Annotated in this window: 17 protein-coding genes; 5 read left to right on the forward strand and 12 right to left on the reverse strand. The window is 46.6% G+C overall.

Annotated elements, in window-relative coordinates:
* Positions 1 to 23: 23 nt before the first annotated feature.
* Together ACNI23_RS08065 and ACNI23_RS08070 are read right to left on the reverse strand one after the other, a co-directional pair.
* Positions 24 to 3,260, reverse strand: coding sequence for an AsmA family protein (locus ACNI23_RS08065; RefSeq protein WP_420247798.1), 3,237 nt, complete (start codon positions 3,258 to 3,260; stop codon positions 24 to 26).
* 102 nt (positions 3,261 to 3,362) lie between these two features.
* Complete coding sequence (locus ACNI23_RS08070; RefSeq protein ID WP_420247800.1) at positions 3,363 to 4,214, reverse strand: damage-control phosphatase ARMT1 family protein; 852 nt, start codon at positions 4,212 to 4,214, stop codon at positions 3,363 to 3,365.
* Between the two features lie 197 nt (positions 4,215 to 4,411).
* On the opposite strand from ACNI23_RS08070, the gene ACNI23_RS08075 reads away from it, so the two are divergent.
* The 5 genes from ACNI23_RS08075 to ACNI23_RS08095 are packed head-to-tail and all read left to right on the forward strand — an operon-like array spanning position 4,412 to position 7,124.
* The gene (locus ACNI23_RS08075) at positions 4,412 to 4,717 is read left to right on the forward strand and encodes a DUF5320 family protein (RefSeq protein WP_420247801.1); all 306 of its coding nucleotides are present in this window, start codon (positions 4,412 to 4,414) and stop codon (positions 4,715 to 4,717) included.
* A 48-nt stretch (positions 4,718 to 4,765) separates the two neighbouring features.
* Entirely contained in the window at positions 4,766 to 5,626 is an 861-nt protein-coding gene (locus tag ACNI23_RS08080) for a P-loop NTPase (RefSeq protein ID WP_420247803.1), read from the forward strand.
* 1 nt (position 5,627) lies between these two features.
* Positions 5,628 to 6,485: an ATP-binding protein gene (locus ACNI23_RS08085; protein WP_420247805.1), complete on the forward strand. Its 858-nt coding sequence runs from the start codon at positions 5,628 to 5,630 to the stop codon at positions 6,483 to 6,485.
* Between the two features lie 12 nt (positions 6,486 to 6,497).
* Positions 6,498 to 6,869, forward strand: coding sequence for a CGGC domain-containing protein (locus tag ACNI23_RS08090; protein ID WP_420247807.1), 372 nt, complete (start codon positions 6,498 to 6,500; stop codon positions 6,867 to 6,869).
* Positions 6,870 to 6,878: 9 nt separating this feature from the next.
* The gene (locus ACNI23_RS08095; RefSeq protein WP_420247809.1) at positions 6,879 to 7,124 is read left to right on the forward strand and encodes an FmdB family zinc ribbon protein; all 246 of its coding nucleotides are present in this window, start codon (positions 6,879 to 6,881) and stop codon (positions 7,122 to 7,124) included.
* 40 nt (positions 7,125 to 7,164) lie between these two features.
* Here ACNI23_RS08095 and ACNI23_RS08100 read toward each other — a convergent pair whose 3' ends face one another.
* The 10 genes from ACNI23_RS08100 to lysS all read right to left on the reverse strand — a co-directional run bounded on the left by ACNI23_RS08100 (position 7,165) and on the right by lysS (position 18,009).
* Positions 7,165 to 8,037: a transporter substrate-binding domain-containing protein gene (locus tag ACNI23_RS08100; protein ID WP_420247810.1), complete on the reverse strand. Its 873-nt coding sequence runs from the start codon at positions 8,035 to 8,037 to the stop codon at positions 7,165 to 7,167.
* Positions 8,038 to 8,110: 73 nt separating this feature from the next.
* The gene (locus ACNI23_RS08105) at positions 8,111 to 8,950 is read right to left on the reverse strand and encodes an LpxI family protein (RefSeq protein ID WP_420247811.1); all 840 of its coding nucleotides are present in this window, start codon (positions 8,948 to 8,950) and stop codon (positions 8,111 to 8,113) included.
* Between the two features lies 1 nt (position 8,951).
* Positions 8,952 to 9,755, reverse strand: coding sequence for an acyl-ACP--UDP-N-acetylglucosamine O-acyltransferase (lpxA, locus tag ACNI23_RS08110; protein ID WP_420247813.1), 804 nt, complete (start codon positions 9,753 to 9,755; stop codon positions 8,952 to 8,954).
* Complete coding sequence (gene fabZ / locus ACNI23_RS08115; RefSeq protein WP_420247815.1) at positions 9,755 to 10,219, reverse strand: 3-hydroxyacyl-ACP dehydratase FabZ; 465 nt, start codon at positions 10,217 to 10,219, stop codon at positions 9,755 to 9,757. Before fabZ ends, lpxA begins: the two co-directional genes overlap by 1 nt.
* Position 10,220: 1 nt before the next feature.
* Positions 10,221 to 11,249, reverse strand: a complete 1,029-nt coding sequence (lpxD, locus tag ACNI23_RS08120) for a UDP-3-O-(3-hydroxymyristoyl)glucosamine N-acyltransferase (protein ID WP_420247816.1) — start codon at positions 11,247 to 11,249, stop codon at positions 10,221 to 10,223.
* Between the two features lie 6 nt (positions 11,250 to 11,255).
* Positions 11,256 to 11,783, reverse strand: a complete 528-nt coding sequence (locus ACNI23_RS08125) for an OmpH/Skp family outer membrane protein (protein ID WP_420247817.1) — start codon at positions 11,781 to 11,783, stop codon at positions 11,256 to 11,258.
* A gap of 96 nt (positions 11,784 to 11,879) precedes the next feature.
* The gene (gene bamA, locus ACNI23_RS08130; protein WP_420247819.1) at positions 11,880 to 14,594 is read right to left on the reverse strand and encodes an outer membrane protein assembly factor BamA; all 2,715 of its coding nucleotides are present in this window, start codon (positions 14,592 to 14,594) and stop codon (positions 11,880 to 11,882) included.
* The gene (locus ACNI23_RS08135; RefSeq protein ID WP_420247821.1) at positions 14,581 to 15,264 is read right to left on the reverse strand and encodes an ABC transporter ATP-binding protein; all 684 of its coding nucleotides are present in this window, start codon (positions 15,262 to 15,264) and stop codon (positions 14,581 to 14,583) included. Before ACNI23_RS08135 ends, bamA begins: the two co-directional genes overlap by 14 nt.
* On the reverse strand, positions 15,257 to 16,486 hold the full coding sequence (locus ACNI23_RS08140; RefSeq protein ID WP_420247822.1) for a lipoprotein-releasing ABC transporter permease subunit: 1,230 nt from the start codon (positions 16,484 to 16,486) through the stop codon (positions 15,257 to 15,259). The genes ACNI23_RS08135 and ACNI23_RS08140 overlap by 8 nt, the downstream gene beginning before the upstream one ends.
* Positions 16,483 to 18,009, reverse strand: a complete 1,527-nt coding sequence (lysS, locus tag ACNI23_RS08145; protein ID WP_420250562.1) for a lysine--tRNA ligase — start codon at positions 18,007 to 18,009, stop codon at positions 16,483 to 16,485. Before lysS ends, ACNI23_RS08140 begins: the two co-directional genes overlap by 4 nt.
* Positions 18,010 to 18,240 lie beyond the last annotated feature (231 nt).

Raw genomic sequence — 18,240 nt, forward strand, 5'->3', positions numbered from 1 at the left:
AATATCAATTTTGTTGAACCATATCAGAATATAAGCTTCCTGAAAAACATAAAAGACTGCTCCGGAAGACCGAGCACATCATTAAGCACATCACTCCAACGTTCAAGCCCCTTCACCTCAACCTTGGGATCACTGAGCTTTCCAGTAACAGCCACATTAACCCCGGTCATAGCGTCAAGAAAGGCATTTACCAGCTTCAGGTAAAGGTTTGGCAGCTTAATAATATCCGCATTTACCTGCACGTTGATGGAGTTCTCTGGAAAACTGAATCCACCCTTGGCTGTTGCTGTCAGGTAGTCAGTTTTCAAAAGATAATTTCCAACCTTGAATCGACCGTCCTTTCCGTTAACAACACCGGACATTATGGAAAAACGGGTCGGGTTAGGGGATTTCTCTTTCTTCGTATCTTTTTCAGCTGCAGCAACAAAAAGATAAGAACCGTCTACAATTTTAAAGGCTAAGCCTCCGGTCATGGTATTTACGAAGTCAATATTGGCGGTGGAATGTCCGCTCAACTTAAGGGAGGCATCAGTCGCACCCTTTACGCAATCACGCCCCACGTAATCTGCAAAAAACAACCCGGCCTGAAATTTACGGACTTCAATATCCGTATCCAATGAAACCGTTCCGTTTTTAAGACCAAGGTCGAGCTTTCCTGCCAGATTACCTTCATGAAACTTACCCTGCATATTATTAATGCCGATAACCTGATCTTTCATATCCACGTCCGCACTGAGACTGCTGCCCGCAAAATCAAAAATACGAAAGTAATTACACTCTACTTTTCCGCTGGCATTAATAGCCCCGAGCAGTTGATCAGGGAATTGCCATTCCGGGAATTTAAAATTCTGGACTTCCTTGAACCCGTTTTCCTTACCTTTATCTTCAGTACTAGATGCAAAAACATCAGGCGGTAGAAAACGGTCTACATCCACCCTGTCGCCTTTGATAACGAAATTCAAAAACGGTTTTTTAAAATCAGTGACCTGAAAAGTAGCCTCTGCTTCAGCTTCATCAAGGCTGGCCTTATTTACCCGGAATGTTAGGTTCTCACCGTTAAGCTGAAAGGATGAATCCAGAGAAACAGACTCAAATGCATCGGGGTCCTGAGTTTCAGGTTTTCCAACTCCGAAAAGGTCAAAAAATTCAGCGCAAGCTACCTTAGGTAACTTAAGCACTCCATTTGCTGAGGCGGTTTCGCTGCCAAGCCTGCGGGCATCCACAGAGCCGGATAAATTAATTTTACCACTCTTCAAGGAAAAATTATCCAACTTCAGATTACCGGACTTAACTGCTCCGCTACCGGAAACAATAAGCGAAACATCTTTCTTAAGGACCGGAACTCCTTTGCCGCCAACAGAAAACTCCAGCTTGCCATCTCGTATATCAACATTTGCCGGATCAAATCTGCTGGTCAACACACCGCCGTTGAACCTGCCCTTAAAAGCACCCTCCGGTTCCAGTAAAGAGCCGGACAGTTTCAGATCAACCTTGCGACCGACCAGTCCCTGAGGAGTCTTCCCGGTCAAGGGTTCGAAATTCAGTGAGAATCCAGCTCGTTTAACCCGCAACTTTTTCAACTCGTCAGGGACGTTCTTGAAGCCCAAATCAGCTACAACGTCATTGCCCTCAAAAGTGGAATCAAGCTTTAGATTACGAACCAGTTCTCCGGGAGTGCGACCATTGGATCGCAGAGAGTTCAACTTAAATGCAGCTCTGCCTGCATGAAATTTAAAACCGTCCACCTTAAGGGGGATGCGCACTAATGAGAACGGAGAGACTGCACCCTGCCCTCTCAGGTAAAGCATATCCTTCTCACGGCGTTTATCAAAAGCCAAATCAACGGACAGACCGAAATCGCCGTCCAAATAAGAGCCTTTACCGACGCTAAAACTGGCGACTTTGGGGCCCGGCGAGACAGCAAGATTAACATTTTCCAGATTGATACCGTCATAAACAAATCGGTCCAGCTGCAACTTACCATTACAGGGAATCTTCTTCACCAGATCAGCAATGACCATATCGCGAAACGGATTATTCATCGCCTGCGGCTCTGCATTGCCCACAGTGCTGTTACCGTTCATATTTTTCTCTAGATCAAGAAGTTTTGCATAGGGATCAAAAAGAACGGAATCTGCATGCACATCGAACTCAAGCCAAGGGCTGCGGTAATCCTTGAGCGAAAAATCACCTTTGACGACTGTCTTATCCACCGCCAGAACCATGTGCGAAAGCTCGGTTTTTTCCAAGGTAGAATGGAAATCCATTTCAAAGGAAGCAACATTTAAAATATCTTTAAACTCCGCCGGGATGGGAATGGGCGTAAATCTGGAAAAAACTTTCTTGGGATCAAAACGGGTAGACTTGAGAGAACCTTTAAAATCAGGCGCATGATAAATATTCGTGCAGTTTGCCGAACCGCTCAAACGCACCCCTGCCCCTTGCAGCACCAGCCCCTTAACATCGATCATGCCTTCGACAAGATTGAAATCAAGAGAAGCTATGCCTTCCACAACCTCATTTTTGCCAAGCAGCTCATCGCTCTCAACCTTCACAGAGAGAGAAGTCTCGGAAAGGGATACCTGTTTCTCCTGCACGGAAAAATCCAGCAGTCCCTTAAGGTTTGCCTGAGCTTTAAGGTTGAACAGGGCAGCATCAAGCATTGCACTGAGATCAAATGCCAAGGGGGTCCCCTTTCGCAGCAGACCGGTACGAACATTAACGCCGGAAACCGTGAAAGAATGACCGCTCCCCTTATCACTGTACGAGCAGGTCGCGTTCAAAACGCTGAGCCCCCGGATACTGATGCTATCAAAATATTTTATTCCGACATCATCATTTTCCGCATCGTCATCAGCTCCAAGGAGGGGGAGATTTAAAGAACCGTCTTTGAGGCGATCCACATGAAGTGAAGGCGAATCCACAATGATTGTATCAACCTCTAATTCCCCGCTGAGCAACGGAATTAAACGAACCTTAAAGTCGATACTTTTAACGGTAAGCTGATGAGGATAGGCTGAATCTACTGGAGCGGCAACAGTCAAGGGCCCGGTCTCCACCCCCAGCCAAGGATAAAAAATCAGATCTAAATTTTCGTTGAAACGAACTTCACGTTCAAGCTTTTCGCTAAGAATATTTTCCAAAGTAATGCGTGGTTCATCCGACTCAAGATAAAACACACCACCAACCACCGCAGCCAAAATACAGAGGTCAAAAAGGATAAACAAAATCCAAAAAAGTTTTTTTACCCGCAAAAGCACTGCCAGCACCCATATATAAAGATTTACCCCGCCCCCAAACTATTACGTTATTAACCGGGAAAAGGTAAGGGAATTCCAAAGCAGCAGATTACCCTGCTGAAATTACTTTTCCTGACAGAACAATGATGTCTTCATAGGATGACCGGTAACATCAGCCACAACCGGACACTTTACTTTAAAGGCGTAATAGACATCCGGCCTGACACCCCACAGGGATTCGAAATTGCCCTGCCCTTTACTAAGTATCACAGGAGACTCTTCAAGACGGGTAAGGAATTCCGGACTGCAACGGTTAAGCACTGTTCCGGGGGTATCCACACCGGAAGTAACCACTTCGCATAAATCGGTCATACCGACTATTTTTGCATCTACCACTGTGGCATCATTAAGAATATTCTTACCACGCACAGCATAGGTCACATCAATACCCTCATCACGCAACAATCCGGTCAAGATAGTATCCAGTCCGATTTCACCGGCATTATCACCAAGCACCAGCAAAGACTTATGCTCGCGCACTTCATGGAGAAACTTGCTGAAAGCTTCATGATCAAGGCCATGCTCAAGGTTTTCGAGCTCAGCCTCCCAGTCATATTCACCCATAACGGCGCAATCCATATAGTTGCCGATAATGGACACTCCCATAGCCGCCAGCAACGGGGCTTCACTGGCCTGAACCTTGTTCTTTACGTCCGGCAAAAGCTCTAGAACACGCTTATTGGCTTCTTCCTTCTGGGTCTTAAAAATATCAATCTCGCCAACATACTCTGCAACTTCTCTAAAAAGACGCCCAGCCAGAGAAGGAGGAGATTCACTCAGATCGGCAGACGCAAAACCGGACGCCCAATGCTTTACAACTTTTTCATGAATATCTTCCTGACCGGGACAGGTTTGCCTGATCCCCGCCAGTGCCATTTTCAAAAAACATGGCAGGCAATCCAAATGAGTTCTCATAACTGTACCTTTCCCAACCTTAAAAAGATGGGCTAATTTTGCTTCCACCAGCAAGAAAAAAGGGCCTATTTTTAGCCCGAACATCAACATGAAAACATTTCTACCGCGCAATAAGACACTGAATTTATATTATTTACTACCGAGGCACGGCTGTTGCTAACATCAAAATGACAATAATTTAAACAGAGGAGCAAACAATGCCATTTACCAAAAGAAATAACAATAGCTCCCAAAGGGCTGGTCGGGGACAGGGTCCTTGCGGAGCCGGAATGTCCAGAGGAAGAGGCGCAGGTTTCAGGCAGAATTCCAACATAGACCCCGGAATGGGACGTGGAATGGGTGCCGGACAGGGACGAGGGCTGGGCTTAAAACGCCGGGATGGTTCCTGCCAGCGTATGCAGAATCAAGACTTCGATACCGACCGGTACGCAAACGATCTTGAAAGACGCATTGCCGACCTTGAGGCTGAAAACCAAAGACTTAAAGCCGAAATGAATAAATAATTAAATGGTTCCGGGACTTGATCTCGGGACCATTTTTAAGGACCTGATATGAAGATAGCAATTGCCAGCGGCAAGGGCGGTACCGGAAAAACCACCGTTGCCGTTAACTTCGCCGCCTACCTTGATTCCTTGGGCAAAAGTGTAAGTTTTACCGACTGCGATGTGGAAGAACCCAATGCCCACTTTTTCCTGAACCCTGATCTCGCTGACGAAAAAGACGAATTCCTGCCGGTCCCGGCTATTGATGAAGAAAAATGCATCGGTGAATCGTGCAGAAAATGCATTGAACTCTGCCGTTTTAAATCACTCATCTGGATGGTTGATTCCGTACTCAGCTTTTCTGAACTATGCCACGGTTGCGGACTCTGCGAACTCGCCTGCCCTGCCGATGCCATCAGCGAAGGCAAGCGTCTTATTGGGACAACTTCCTCAGGCAAAGCGGGTAATATTGATTTTACTCGGGGATTGCTGCGAATAGGTGAAGCGATGTCTCCACCCCTGATCAAGGCTGTTAAAAATATTTCCCCCCGGGCAGAGGTAAACATTCTGGATTGTCCCCCCGGAACATCCTGTCCGGTGGTGGAATCCATTGATGACACGGATTTTGTAGTTCTGGTAACCGAACCTACACCATTCGGACTGCACGACCTTAATTTAGCAGTACAGCTGATGCAGACCCTGAACATGCCGTGCGGTGTGGTAATCAACCGTGCCGGTATGGGTGATGACAGGGTGGAAAAATATCTTGAAGGAAAAAATGTCCCCCTGCTCGGCTCCCTACCGCACAGCCGTGAAGCCGCTTCCCGTTATTCAAAAGGCGATCTGCTCTACGAAAAAATCCCCGGATTCAAAGAGGAATTCGCAAAGATCTGGTCTTCCATCCAAGAAAACGTGAGCGGAGCACAATAGAATGAAACAATTAGTAGTTATCAGCGGAAAAGGCGGTACCGGAAAAACCAGCGTGGTATCCGGACTTGCCTCAATCGGTCCCAAGAAAGTCCTCGCGGACTGTGATGTTGATGCAGCAGACCTGCATTTGATCCTGCATCCTGAAATCAGGGATACACACGACTTTTTCAGCGGCGAACGGCCGGAGATAAATCCCGAACTCTGCACTCAATGCGGTCTTTGTGCCGAACATTGTAAATTCGATGCCATATCCAAAGACTTCACCGTAATGCCTGAAAAATGCGAAGGCTGCGGAGTCTGTTCATATGTCTGTCCGGTGGAAGCGGTCTCCACCGCTCCCAGACTCTGCGGTCAGTGGTTTCGCTCTGAAACACGCTTCGGACAGATGGTCCACGCAGAACTAGGTATAGGTGAGGAAAATTCCGGCAAACTGGTTACCACAGTCCGCAATGCTTCAGCAGAGATAGGAGAAGAGCTCGGTGCCGAACTGGTGCTGGTTGACGGTTCTCCCGGCGTTGGTTGTCCGGTAATCGCTTCCCTGACCAATGCAGATTTAGCTGTATTTGTGGCAGAGCCGACCATTTCCGCAGTGCATGACCTTAAAAGGGTTCATAAGCTGACTGAGCATTTCAAAATCCCATCTATGGGCATCATCAATAAATGCGGGATCAACTCAGAGCAGGAAAATGAAATCAAATCGTTCTGCGCTGAAAAAGAGATTCTTCTAGCTGGCGAGCTGCCTTACGACACTATTTTTTCAAAGGCCCAGTTGGCTGGGCAATCTGCAGTTGAATATGATCCGGACGGTATGGGGAAGAAGATCGAAGCCATCTGGAATAAAATGGAAGCAAATCTTTAAAGGAGAGTAAGCATGGGTAAGGAAAAAATTCTCATTCTTGGATGCAGTCAGGCAATGGATGATGTTTGCACTGGATGCTCGCGCTGCATGGTCGGCTTTAACCGTCGTGACGGTGAATTTGCAAATTGTGGAGATGATGCCGAACTTACCGCAATTGTCGGGTGTGGAGGCTGTCCGGGTGCCGGAATTGTAACAAGAATGGCTAACATAAAACTATGGAATGCTCCCATGGGAGAAGTCCCGAATAAGGTTTTTGTTGCCCCTTGCATAACCATGCACTGTCCTCACAAAGACGTATTGCTCAAAAAGATTAATGCAAAGGCCGGATGTGAAGTCATTGAAGGAACACATCCCTACATTCCCGAAAACATTTTCGCCGAATAAATTCAGAATATGCCTATTTACGAATACAAATGCCGTGAATGCAGTGCCGTGTATGAAGAGATTGTCAGCGCCGGAAGCGCTCCCGGACCCTGCCCTTCATGTGGAAAGGATGCCGGAGAAAAACTTATGTCATCAACATCATCCCTGACCGGTAAAGAAACTCCAACCCTCCCTGATTCTGCGGGGACCGGATGTTGCGGAGCCAACCCATCCTCTAAAGGATGCGTCCCCGGCTCCTGCTGCGGCAAAGCTTAAAAATAAGAAAAGCACCGTCTGCGATAAGACGGTGCTTTTTTTAATCTCTAGTCAGGACATCTTCAAACCCGGCCTTATAGTCCCGATCAAAAAATGCATTGAACTGCTTCGGGGTCCATCGCTGTAATATTTTTCTGTGCTCTCCGGATCGGATAACACTCTCTAAAACAGAATCTATTTTAGCTATGACCTTACGCCCCCACTCTGTCTTGGGAACGGCGTAGTAACCATAAATAGGTTTAACCGGTATCTCCAGACAAGGAACAATGTCTATCTGTTCTGAGAGATTGGAATCCCTCAAAATGAAATCAGCAATCAGCGGCCCGGCAAAAAAGAAATCGATTCTCTCTAAGGCCAGCAATTCCGCCAGCTTATCAAAATCATTCGAAGAGAAAGCCCGACCCTTGCTGTGGATGTGGTCGAAAACAAGCGGCTCCAAATCTCCGTAGTCAATCCCTTTCACATAACCGAATCGGTATCCGGAACCACTTAACGCAGCTTTTGCTCTAAATTGACCGTTTGCGTTAAGATACGAACTGTCACCTTTTCGGATAACAGCCAAGATAGTCCACGTCATGCGGCATGGTAAATTAGAGTAATAAAGATTTTCTTCGCGGGAAGGAGTCTTAAGAACTCCGCTGAGAATCCACTTACGACCTTCCCGAACAGATTGAAAGATTTTAAGTGGTGAAGCGGCAATTGTCTGGTGTATGTATTCTGGCATCTGCGATTGTAACAAGACACCAAGCTCTGGACCTATTCCGGTAAAATGGCCATCTTCATGGGATATGCTAAGGGGAGGGATATTAAAGTAAGGCCAGTAGACATCACTTTTAGCCTGAACTTTTGCGGCAAGGCCGAATACATATAAAAACAATGAAATAACGATTGATAAACGCTTATCAGACAACATAACCAAAAACTCCTCCAGAAATCCACCTTATCCATTCGGATAATAATAGATAAAAAGAGGAGTTCAATGATTCTTAGGATAACTCTTTATCAATCAATTCCTGATTCAAACCAACGATAGTAATTCCGTGCTTATCAGCAAATTGAATGGATTTATCAAGATCGAAAAACAGGCTTTTACCGGCCTCAACTCCCAGACAGGTAGCTCCAAGATCTTTCATCCCCTGAATGGTTTTAAGGCCGATTGAGGGCATATCCACCCTTTTTTCCTGACCAGGCTTGAAAACTTTCACGATACAGCAGCCTTTGCCGCCAAGTTCACATCCGCGCTTAACAGCGGCATCAGTTCCTTCAATGGCTTCAACGGCAGCTACAATCCCTTCACGCACGACCACACACTGACCGATATCAAGTCTACCGAGTTCACGGGCTATCTTCCATCCAAAGGCAAGATCACCACTCTCCACATCATTAGGCTTGCGCTTAGTCAAAAAGCCCGCCGGGGTAAGCAAATCAGGCGCATATTCATGTGGACCGACCACTTCCATACCTTCAGTTTCAAACTCACCGGCAATGGCCCTGAGCAGAACATCGTCACCTTTGGTAGCAAGCTTGAAAAGCAGCTTGGCTGCCCGGAAGTCCGGTCGGATATCAAGGGCCTTTGGCTTGTTAATAGTCCCGGCCATCACTACCTTGCTGACTCCGTTTTTCTTGAAAAAAGAAATCAGCTTGTTAAGCTGACCAAGCTTAAGCTCAATGGAAGCATCAGTATATTCACAGACATCAAAATTTGAATGACCTTTAAAAAAAACAGCCACAACACGATTTCCCTGTGCTGCGGCTCCTTTTGCAACCAGGAGGGGGAATTGTCCCCCCCCGGCAATAAGACCAATTGTCTCAGTATTATTAATCATACTATTTAGAACCGTGTCCGGCAGAGGTTACCCCCCTTTTGCTGGAACGGATAAATTCAACGAGGTTCAATACTTCTGGAATTTCTGCAAACTGCTGCTCAGCGGCATCCAAAGCTTCCTTACGGGGAATTTCTGAACGGAAAATAAGCTTGTATGCCTTTTTGAGGGCATTGCAGGTTGCGGCTTTAAAACCGTTTCTTCTCAGCCCAATGGAATTCGGACCCTGCAAAGCACCGCGAACACCGGTTGCAATCATGTATGGCGGAACATCCTGCCCAAAACCGGACATGGCACCCACGAAAGCATAATCACCGATACGCACAAATTGATGAATCCCGGACATACCGCCGATGGTAACATAGTTACCAACATCAATGTGTCCGGCAAGGTTTGCCGAATTGGCCATGATGACATGGTCACCCAGCACGCAGTCGTGAGCAACGTGAGCGTATGCCATAAGCATGCAGTTACTGCCGATGACAGTACTCTCGCGGCCAATATTAACACCGGTTGCGCGATGGACTGTTGCATACTCACGGAATATATTGTTATCTCCGATTTCTACCCAAGTCTCCTCGCCGGTGAAGCCGAGGTGCTGGGGCAGGCCACCGAAAACAACACCGCTATCAATGGTATTTCCACTCCCCATACGGGTGAATGACTTGATCTGAACATTCGCGTCAAGACTGCAGTTATCACCGATAATGGTGTTCCCTTCAATAATGCAGAAAGGACCGATCTTAACATTTTCTCCCAGTTGCGCACCTGAATCGACGATAGCTGTGGGATGAATTTCAGTAGCCACTACATGGACTCCTTGTCTACAATTGCTGCGGCAACTTCGCCCTGAGCGGCGATTTCACCATCAACAGTTGCAACACATTTCATTTTCCAAATATTCATCTTACGTTTTACATCGTTGATTTCGAGCACAAGTTTATCCCCGGGCACAACAGGCCTGCGGAATTTGAGCTTATTGATTCCGGTGAACAGAAAGACCTTGTCTTCGGTATCAACTTCATCTGTGCTGAGAACGATGATTCCGCCAGCCTGAGCCAGAGCTTCCACAATGAGCACTCCGGGCATAACCGGGAGACCGGGAAAATGACCCTGAAAAAAAGGCTCGTTCATGGTTACGTTCTTATATGCCCTGATGGACTCGCCGGGGGTAATTTCTTCCACGCGGTCAACGAGCAAAAAAGGATAGCGGTGGGGAAGCATCCCCATAATCTTTTTAATATCGATAATATTAGGAGTTGACTTACTCACTTTAATCTTCCTTGCTTAATTCTGCTTCCAATGCCTTGATACGCTTTTCCAAAGCAGACATTTTTTTAGCCATATCAGGCAGTTTACGATGGTAAATAGAAGATCTCAAAAAATTGCCTTTCTCAAGCAGCGGAGATCCGGCACCCATGAATCCGGCCGGGACATCATTGGTAACTCCAGCCTGAGCTCCGATGACGGCACCGTCACCAATCTTGATATTATCCACAAGGCCAGCCTGCGCAGCAAGAACAACGCCTTTACCAAGCTTGGTGCTGCCGGCAACACCGGACTGCGAAATAACGAGGCAATCTTCACCGGTTGTTACGTTATGTGCGATCTGGACAAGGTTATCGATCTTGGAACCGGCACCTATTCTGGTGACATCAAGAGCAGCCCTGTCAACACAGGCATTAGCTCCGATTTCAACCTGATCCTGCAGCTCTACAGTTCCAATCTGAGGAATCTTCATATGCTTGCCGGAAACCTGAGCATAACCGAAACCATCGCCACCAATGACCGCACCGGGCTGAACAATACACCCGGTGCCGATAACAGTACCGGCCATGATAGAGCAATTGGGATAAATTATACATCCCGGCCCCAGTACAACATCTTCACCGATGTAAGCACCGGCAAAAATTTTGCAATTGGGACCTATTTTGGCACCCTTGCCTATGAAGGCAAACGGATAAACAGTTGCGCTGTCATCAACTTCCGTTTCAGGATGAATAAAGGCCAACTCATGGATTCCTTCCAGGCACCCCTGAGGACGTGCAAAGACGTGCATAGCCTTAGCCAAATCCATATAAGGATTCTCGCTGATAAGCGCGGACTCAACCTGATCGGCGTACTTTTCCTCAAGTACAATTGCACCGGCCTCTGTAGTAGCAAGTGCAGATTCATACTTTGCATTAGCCAGAAAAGACAGCTCAGTAGGACCGGCCAATTCCAAGGTGTTCAGACCTGAAATTTCCTTATCCTTTCCAGCCATCTTAAGGCCGATTAAACCAGCAAGTTCTGAAAGTAGCATAAGGTCCTACTTTTTGCCTGCTCTGTAAGCACGGTTCAATTCAAGCATAAGCTGATTGGTAATATCGATGGTTTCATCAACATAGAGAAAACCGGAAGATTTCTTATCATAGATGGCAGTGTAACCATTCTTCTTACCGTATTCATTTACTACTTTCTGGAGAAGTTCGAGAACAGGAGTTCCGACTTTTTTCTGCTCAATCTGCATCTTACGCTGAGTAGCCTGAGTCATATCCTGGAAATCCCTTACCTTACGCTTGAACTCAAGTTCTTTATCCTGTTTGGCTTCAAGGGAGAGAACAAGACTCTGCTTCTGGAGGGCCTGCTTCAGGCTTTCCAGCTCCTTCTGCTTGGTTTCAAGCTGTTTCTTTGCAGACTCGAATTTCTTTTCCATTTTTTTCTGAGCATCCTGGCCAATTTCGGAATCTTTGATCAGTTTAGCCATGGAAGTAACTGCTATCTTCTGAGGAGCGGCAAACGCCGGGGTCTGAAAAGCAAAAACCAGAACCAATACTGCAAAAAGAATTCTACGCATTTAAAATTACTCCTTATAATTCCTATCTAATAATCAGGCGAAAAGGCATGCCGAAAACCGGCATGCCCTTCGTTTACATTAATATGTTAAATTCTGCTAGAAGAACTGTCCCATAGAGAACTCAATCTTATGTCTTGAACTGTCTTCGAGCTTATCAAGTCCGTAACCGTACTCTACCCTGATCGGTCCCATGGGGGAGAACCAGCGAATTCCGGCACCGATACTCTTATACATACCGAGGAAGAGTTCTTTTCCATCTTCCTGCTTGGTGTCATGGAAGAAACTCTGTCCATCATCCCAAGAGTTACCGATATCGAAGAACCCAACACCGACGAGACCAAGCTCTTCATTGATGGGGAACAGAAGTTCAAAGTTCATGTAGAACATCTTGTTACCACCGATTCGGTCATTGGAGTCTTTGTCACGGGGTGAAATTTCACGACTATCGTAACCACGTACGTTGTTAATACCACCGAGGTAAAAACGTTCAAACACAGGTATTTCGCCGCCGCCGAAGTTATCATGAATAAAACCGGCACTACCTTTCCAGTGGAAGACCAGATCCCAGAATACCGGGGTGAAGTAGTTGGAGTCGAAGGTGTATTTAACGAAGGAGTCATCTCCCAAGAGGACACCCCCACCCATTTCCACAACTAAGTTGTTCACAGTACCAGTGGAAGGGTTGAAAGCCTTATTAGTAGTATCGCGTTTAACACCTGCGGTAATTACACTTGACCAGTTGTCACCTTCAATGTCTTTGATTGAATCTGCCGCAGTATCTGCAACTTCTGAAATTGTATAGAAGTCCAAGCGGTAGTTGGTATAGAAATTGGTGTATTCACCGAGCGGATAACCGGCAGAGACAACACCACCGATGGTCTGTTTGTCATAATCGGTAAAGTCATCGTTACGCCAATAGGTATTAAAACCGCCGCCCCAGAGAGTATCATTGATGCGAGGGTCGTAGAAACTCAAGCCATAACTGATTGTCTTGGAGCTCCAACCACCGTTAAGAGAGAATTCCATACCGCGACCGAAGAGGTTGCGCTCGGTAATCTTTGCAGAGACAAAGACACTGTCGGAGGTGGAGTAACCGATACCACCACTGACCATACCGGTGTTTTTATCCTTAACCTTAACCTTCAGATCCATCTCACCGGGGTCGCCGGTAGGAATAGGTTCAATATCAACTTCACTGAAGTAGTCCAGCTTATTCAAACGGATGATAGAACGTTGCAGTTTGGAACCACTGAACTGGTCGCCGTCAGCAAGGCGCATTTCGCGCAGGATAACGTTGTTTCGGGTCTTGGCGTTACCTTCGATGATAACTCTGCGGATATGGACCTTCTGGCGCTTGGAGATGATGAAAGTGATATCAACAGCCTTCTCATCTGTATGCTGATCGAACTTGATATTGGCATCAGCATATGCATATCCGTAGTTGGAATAAAAATCAGAAACAGCTTTCATGTCCTCACGAAGGAGGGAACGGTCCAGATACTCACCGCCATCAGACATATCGTCAGCAGTGATAAGCTCACGCAGGCGGGATTTTTTGACAATCAAGTCCCCCTGAAAGCTGACTTTACCAACTTTATAACGGTCACCTTCTTTAACTTTGAAAGTAACGAAAATACCGTCTTCCTGAATATCCAGTTCAGGCTCACCGACCTTGGCATCAATGAAGCCGCGGTTACCATAATAGGCAAGTATCGCAGCGGCATCACGTTCTAAAAGCTCTTCTTTAAGCACACCGGTTTTGGTGAACCAGGAAAGCCAGCCTCTCTCAGTCAAAGCCAACTGGTCTTTAACATCGTCAGGATCAAGCTGTTTAGCACCCTCGATCTTAATACCTTCAATATAAAGTTTCTTGCCTTCATTGATATCAAGATTCAAGCGGGCCTGTGCACCCTCACCTTCTATGCTATAATCGATTTTGGCATTGTAATACCCTTCCTTGCGGTACATTTCACGCAGGGTGTTTAAGTCATCGGAAAGAACCTTCGGGTTCATGACCGCGCCTTTTTTGGTATTAACTGCCGCCAAAATGTCTTCGGCATCAATAGCGTCTTCACCCTTCACAGAAATGGCCTGAATGCGCGGCCTTTCCTTAACGTCAAAGATGATCTGCTTACCACCGGGCACATCGGCAACCTTGACCTTAACATCGTCAAAGTAGCCGAGAGCATAAATATTCTTAAGGTCTGCGTTGATTTTGGAGGGAGTGTAGATATCACCGGTCTTGATATTAGTTCGCATCAGAAGAACGTCTTTATCAAGAACACGGCAGCCACGGACTACAATATCTGCAATCTTATCCTGACTGAGCAATTCCAGTTTCATCTTAGAAACAAGCTCATCAACAGCAGGAAGAAGGTTGATCAACCCTTTTTTAGAAACAAAAAGAGGAACCGCCGGCTTCATACCGAACGCTTCAACGAGACGAACATCAAGACTCAAGTCTTCGCCGATCTGACTGAAACTGCCGTATACGGAATACCCCGCACCGGACAGAAGTGCCATATCCTTAGCAGCCTGAATGTTTAAAAATTCGTATCCCTGGTCATTGACAAGGCCCATAACCTTTTTCTGATCAACCACGCGGAATCCTGCTTCGCGCAATCTGTCTGAAAGAAGAGTAGGTAAACTGTCTTTGAGATATTGTGTATCAGCGTCAGCATTAACTTCAAAAGGAAGTACGGCAATAATAATACCTGAAGCATCTTCAGCCTGTGCCTTGCTTGCTCCGAAATTAATCAGAAAAGCAAAAGTTGCCGCAATCAGTAAAAGCAGAATTCTAGTTCTGGGCATACAGTTCTCCGGAACGCAACTCAAGCCGGCGTTTCATAACCCCGGCCAAATCCATATTGTGTGTCACAACGATGAGCGTCATTCCAAGCTCTTCATTAAGGGAAGCCAGCATTTCTCCGACCATCTTCCCTGTCTTCTCATCCAAGTTACCGGTAGGCTCATCTGCAAGCAGGACCTTAGGTTTAAGGAGGATAGCACGCGCTATGGCAGCACGCTGCCTCTCGCCTCCGGACAGAGTCGTCACCCTGTGATCAATCCTACTTTGCAATCCTACCAGTCCAAGGGCTTCACGGGCCATATCAGAGGCTTCCCCCTGACCTATGCCTGCCATCATGGCAGGAAGAGCAACATTTTCCAGAGTAGTAAACTCCGGAAGAAGGTGATGAAACTGAAAAACAAAACCGATGCCCCTGTTCCTCACTTCGGCCCGCTTTTCAGGTGTCATATCATTAATATCCATTCCCGCAAAATGGATATTTCCGCCGGAAGCGGTATCCAAGGTGCCGAGAATATGAAGCAACGTAGTCTTGCCGGACCCGGATGCTCCGAGAATGGCAAGGGACTCGCCGGAATCAACCGTCAGGTTGATATGATCCAGAATCCGCACAGTCTCGGTCGGTCCTTCGTATTCTTTTACGACATCGGTAAGTTCGTAAAGCAAATTACTCATACCTTAAAGCCTGTGCCGGTTCCAGAGCAGCTGCCTGTTTTGCAGGATACAAAGTAGCCAGAAAACAGAGCGAAAACGCTGCAACACCGATAATTGTCAAATCCATCCAATCCATCCTGATGGGCAGATAGTCCACCGGATAAACATTACTGGGCAGCTTGATGAACTGATACTTTTTAAGCAGAAGCGCCACCGGTATACCGATAAGGTAACCGATGGTTGTTCCGATCAATCCGATCAAAGTACCCTGCAACATAAAAATTCTTCTAATGCTCCCGGAAGTCGCTCCCATGGACATCAACACAGCAATATCCTTGGTTTTCTGCATGACCAGCATAACCAAGGTAGTGATAATGCTGAATGAACCGACCATGACAATCATTGCCAGAATGATGAACATGGCTGTCTTTTCAAGCTTGAGCGCGGCAAACAGGTTGGAATTCATCTCCTGCCAGTTCCTGATTTGCACCGGATAACCGGCAAGCTCTTTATCCAGAAGTTTACCTATCTTATCAACTGCATATACGTCAGCGAGACGAATTTCAAGTCCGGAAACAAAATCCCGCTTAAATCCAAGCAATTTCTGGGCTGCAGTATTGCTGATGTAAGCCAGTGAGGAATCATACTCATACATTCCTGTACGGAATATTCCACCAACCTTGAATACCCTGATTTTCGGGGTAAACCCGGCGGCAGTGCGTGTACCTGATGGGGATAACAAGTTAACAGTATCGCCGAGAACAAGCCCAAGACGACGTGCTAACTGATTTCCTATAACAATCTCCGGAAGCTTACTATCTTTTGAAAGACTATCCACACTTCCGGAAAGCATATCACCGGGAAGGCTCAGTACACCTTTAGCGGTATCGGCATCGACACCTCTAAGGACCACACCCTTCACTCCGCCACTGCTGGAAAGCATAACCTCAGAATAGATAAAGGGCGTTACACCTGTAACGCCCGGAATCTTTTCAATTCTATCGGTCATGTGATGGTAGTTTTCAAGCGTGCCGTCATATGCGGTCACGATGACGTGGGCATTAACTCCGAGAATTTTGTCGCGGAGGTCGGTTGAGAAACCGTTCATAACCCCTATCACCACAATCAGGGCTGCTACGCCCAAAGCAACGCCGCACACGGCAAAAAGAGATATGACTGAGATGAAGTTATTCTTTCTCAGTGTAAAGAGGTATCTCAGTGCGACGAAGAGTTCAAACTTCATGAGCCACCATTGCCGGAAGTACCTTCGGTTCTAAGCAGCGGGAACAGGATAACTTCCCTGATGGAAGCGCTGTCGGTCAAAAGCATGACCAGACGGTCAATCCCGATACCCTGGCCTGCAGCCGGAGGCATACCGTATTCAAGAGCGCGGACATAGTCCTCGTCCATGTTGTGGGCTTCATCATCACCGGCATCCTTCTCCGCAACCTGCTCCATAAAACGGCAGCGCTGATCAACGGGATCGTTGAGTTCGGAAAAGGCGTTCGCCAGTTCACGACCATAAATGAACAGTTCAAAACGGTCGGTAATATCCGGATTCTCCTCGTTCCTTCTGGAAAGAGGGGAAATATCTGTAGGATAATGATAAATGAAGTGAGGCTGAATCAGCTTAGGCTCAACCAGCGCATCAAAGAGCTTGGCCTGCAATTTACCGAGCTTTTCGCCTTCAACTGCTTTTTCACCGAGCTTTTTAACAAGTTCCTTACATTTATCGTAGTCATTGTATACCTCAGGAGAAACACCACCGACCTTCTCAAGAGATTCGTGGAAAGCCATACGGTGCCACGCTCCGGGAGTCAGATCGATCCTTTCTTCCTGATAATCAATGACTGTATCGCCATTCACTTCCTTACAAACAGAAGAAATCATTTCTTCGGTCAGATCCATAAGGTTTTCGAAGTTGGCATATGCCCAGTAGAATTCAAGCATGGTGAATTCTGGGTTATGCCTTACAGAAATACCTTCGTTACGGAAGTTCCGGTTGATTTCGTAAACCTTCTCAAATCCACCGACCAGCAGACGCTTAAGATAAAGCTCGGGCGCAATACGCATGTAGAGCTGCATATCAAGTGCATTGTGGTGGGTGGTGAAAGGACGGGCAGCCGCACCACCTGCGATGGGGTGCATCATGGGAGTTTCCACTTCCATGAAGCCCTTGGAATCCAGATAATTACGAATAGCCCGAACAATAAGGGTACGCTTCTGGAAAATTTCGCGTGCGCGAGGGGTTACGATGAGATCGACGTAACGCTGGCGGTATCTGGTCTCCACATCCTTGAGTCCGTGGTACTTTTCAGGAAGCGGGCGCATGGATTTGGTAATCAGATCTACCTTGTCTGCCTTGACGGTCAACTCATCAGTTTTGGTTCTGAAGAGTGTTCCTTCAACGCCGACAATATCGCCGATATCGAATTTCTTAAAAATTTTGTACAGGTCTGCGCCGAGATCATCTCTAGCTGCGTATACCTGAATCCTGCCGGTAGGATCCTGAAGATGAAAGAATGCGACCTTACCGAAAGATCTATGAGTGATAACCCTGCCGGCAAGTTTAAACTTCTTGCCCAGAGCCTCCAGCTCTTCTCCTCCGAGATTGTCATAATTGCCCCAGATATCTGAGACTTCTGTATCTTTACTGAAGTCGTTGGGATAAAGCGGAACACCTTCGTCGAGAAGGCCACAGGCTTTTTCCACACGATTCTTCAGAACCTGATTGAGTTCGTTCTGAGCTTGCAGAGCCTCAAGCATGGGCATAAATGATTGCACATGCTCTGATTTGGTTGCCAGCTTGATTTGCTTTTTCTTCTTGCCGCTCAAGTTATTAATTCTCCGTAACCGAATAAATTCTAGATAAATACAAGATCCGTTGATTGCCTAAGCTAATTACCCTTTGTCGTCAAGAAAGTACATCTTTAAATAGTTCACTTTCGCACACTAATTTTTTTTTAAAAAAGTGTTTGACAAGTGCGCGGCAAATCC

Origin of the sequence: Maridesulfovibrio pacificus (SeqCode) (assembly GCF_048612815.1) — a bacterium.
GTDB classification, from domain to species: Bacteria; Desulfobacterota; Desulfovibrionia; order Desulfovibrionales; family Desulfovibrionaceae; genus Maridesulfovibrio; species Maridesulfovibrio pacificus.